General features: G+C 64.8%; 3 protein-coding genes and 1 pseudogene. 1 reads left to right on the top strand and 3 read right to left on the bottom strand.

Annotation, left to right across the window (positions count from 1 at the left end):
• Positions 1 to 195 (bottom strand): annotated as a pseudogene (locus CHB84_RS23145) (HNH endonuclease signature motif containing protein); the annotation flags it as partial.
• Between the two features lie 75 nt (positions 196 to 270).
• Between CHB84_RS23145 and CHB84_RS23140 the strand changes: the two are divergent.
• A complete protein-coding gene (locus CHB84_RS23140; protein ID WP_089303565.1) occupies positions 271 to 645 on the top strand; it encodes a hypothetical protein in 375 nt (124 codons plus the stop codon).
• Between the two features lie 13 nt (positions 646 to 658).
• On the opposite strand, the gene CHB84_RS22075 is transcribed toward CHB84_RS23140, so the two are convergent.
• Both CHB84_RS22075 and CHB84_RS23135 read right to left on the bottom strand, forming a co-directional pair.
• Entirely contained in the window at positions 659 to 1825 is a 1167-nt protein-coding gene (locus CHB84_RS22075) for a DUF1152 domain-containing protein (RefSeq protein ID WP_176440101.1), read from the bottom strand.
• Positions 1826 to 1844: 19 nt separating this feature from the next.
• A partial coding sequence (locus tag CHB84_RS23135; RefSeq protein ID WP_176440100.1) for a DUF6879 family protein occupies positions 1845 to 2357 on the bottom strand: 513 nt, incomplete at its 5' end.

Raw genomic sequence — 2357 nt, 5'->3', positions numbered from 1 at the left:
CACCGCCAACGTGCCGTGCCCGAACTCGGCCATCACCCCCCGCGAGGCCACCTCCGCCAGAATCTCCCCCTGAATCGCCGCCGCCTGCCGCTGCACCACCTCCAAGGACTGCAGCGACTCCACCAACTCCTCCCGAGACGCCCGCCACCACTCGGTACCGGCAGCAGGAAGAGCGACATCCCCAGAAACAACCATCACCACCCATAATAGAACACATGTTCGAGCAACGCAAGTACAGGAGCTGGCTGCTGAACAGCCGATCTGGTCCTGGTGCGATACGCCGAGCGGCGCTTGCCACGAAGGACCGATGAGCGTCACACGCGGTATGAGGCCGAGCAGGCTACCGCGCTGGCGCTGGATGAACGCCGTCTGGCCGAGTTCGAGCCTGCTGATCGTACTGGTGATGCGTTCGCTCATCTGAAGCACGAACTGATCGTTCTGGCCGACGGGGCTGTTGGCGAGCCTGTTGTCGTACCCGGTTCAGCCCCCAGCCGATTCGGTCTGTACGAGATCAACACCGGCGACGCTGACGGAGTGCGTGGGGCTGCCATTCACGGGTGCGGTATCCAATCCTCGATCGGCGAAGGCTGTCGCGACGCCGTCCTCGTTCGACCACCTACCTCCACGCCGAACGCCGCACCGTGACTCCGGCGTGCCGTCATTCCGAGCCGGTGCGATAGAGCGGGGGTACATACTGGCCGGCTCGCTCCTCGCGCAGAAGCTGGCGCAGCTGTTGCAATGTCCTCGTGTTCATGGCATTGACCAACTCGGCGGCCCGCCTGATCGTCAGGTAATCGATGCCTCGATTTGCGGCTTCGCTGACGTAGTCGTCGATCGCACGCAACGATTCGACCGTAGGAGCTTCTGCGTTCCCGGTGGCCAGGCGACGGGCCTTGTCGCGCTCATAGTCGATCTCACTTGTGCCACGCAGCTCACGAATCGCGTCTTCTACATCGTCGAGGCTTGTGGTGTCGAGTAGACGCGAGGCTGGAGAGGAGGCGATGGCCTTCGCGGCATCGACGCGATGGACCCGTGTGCTCGCGGACGTCACCGTGATGGTTCCGCTGCCGTCACGCGTTTCCACCACTCCACGCGTGCCGGAGGCGGCAGCGGCAAGCAGCCCATTGGCTTCGCTGGGGTGCCATTCGAACAGGTGGAGAATCTCCGCTACAGCGTCGCCATCGAGCTTGGCCACTTCGGTGCCCGACAGTTCGTCGAGACGGCTGTTCATCTCGCTCGTCTCCAGTTCACCGTCCAGGCCGAGTCCGGTTATGAGCAACTGCACCGGCAGACCGGTCCGCGCGCACGCGGCCAGCGCGAGAAAGTCCGCGATCGGACTACGCAGTCCTGGCTCGTCTCCCCGGGCCAGCGCATCGCCCCCGACGTCCACCAGCATGAGGCTGTCGCAGTCGAAATATTCGGCGGCGGCGTGGACTTGCTCCCCGATCCCGGTAGCACCGTCCACGGGGTCGAGCAGCAGAAGTGGGAGCGGTAGGTCTTCCGCGAGCTGTACGAGTGTGGAGATACCGGGAGTAGTGAGCTGGCTCGCGGGACGGACCTGCATCACACCTGAGGCGAGCTCCGTCAGGCCGGTGAAGTCGTGCCGGGTGCGTGGCCCCGGTGTCGGATCGATCATCAGCCGATCCCACGAGTACGACATCACGGCGACCCCATCGTCCTCCGGCGACGCGGCCACCAACGCCGAGGCAGTGATGGCGTCGCCGCCACCGCCTGCGGCGACCACGAGAACCCTGGACATGCCGCTACCGTACCGATGGTCTTGCCGCTCGTGACCTGGGCGCGGATTGATCGAAGTCGGCGCCATGTCCCCTACCTTGTGCCTGTCACCGCTGCCAGTAGTCACGCCAGGACACGGACTGTGCCAACGCTGCGTCACGGATAGCGCAGGCATCGACAATCTGCTGCGCATCGGTGACCTGCTCAGCACCGAGCCATTCGCCGTCCCCCGCGTACTGCATGGACCACAGCTGCCGCCCATCGATGAGCCAGAAGTCGCTGCCGGGCGGCACGTCGGTGGGCCAGGTTCCCGCGCTGGTCGGAATAATGCGGACGTCCTCGCCCGCGTTGACATTGGGCTCGTAGGAAGCCAGCTCGAAGCGCATGTAGTCGCTCAACGGCTCTCGTACAACATGCACGCGCTGCACGCGACGACCGTCGTTAACTCGCCGTTGGATGCGTTCGCACCACTGACGCAACTCCTCCGTGAGCGGCACGGTGCCGGTGCGCCGCCACTCCATGAGGGCCTCGTCCTCGCTGCTTCCGGAGTACTGTTGCAGCGTTTCCAGCCGGAACAGCGAGTAGCGGAAGGACGTCAGCCCTTCCCACAGGCGGTCAAT

The organism is Haloechinothrix alba (assembly GCF_900188115.1).
Lineage (GTDB): Bacteria > Actinomycetota > Actinomycetes > Mycobacteriales > Pseudonocardiaceae > Haloechinothrix > Haloechinothrix alba.
This window is presented reverse-complemented; position numbering and strand designations above follow the sequence as displayed.

Excerpts from the sequence above, each read along its gene's own strand:
- CHB84_RS22075 (WP_176440101.1), bottom strand. The coding sequence starts at position 1,825 with ATGGCGCCGACTTCGATCAATCCGCGCCCAGGTCACGAGCGGCAAGAC.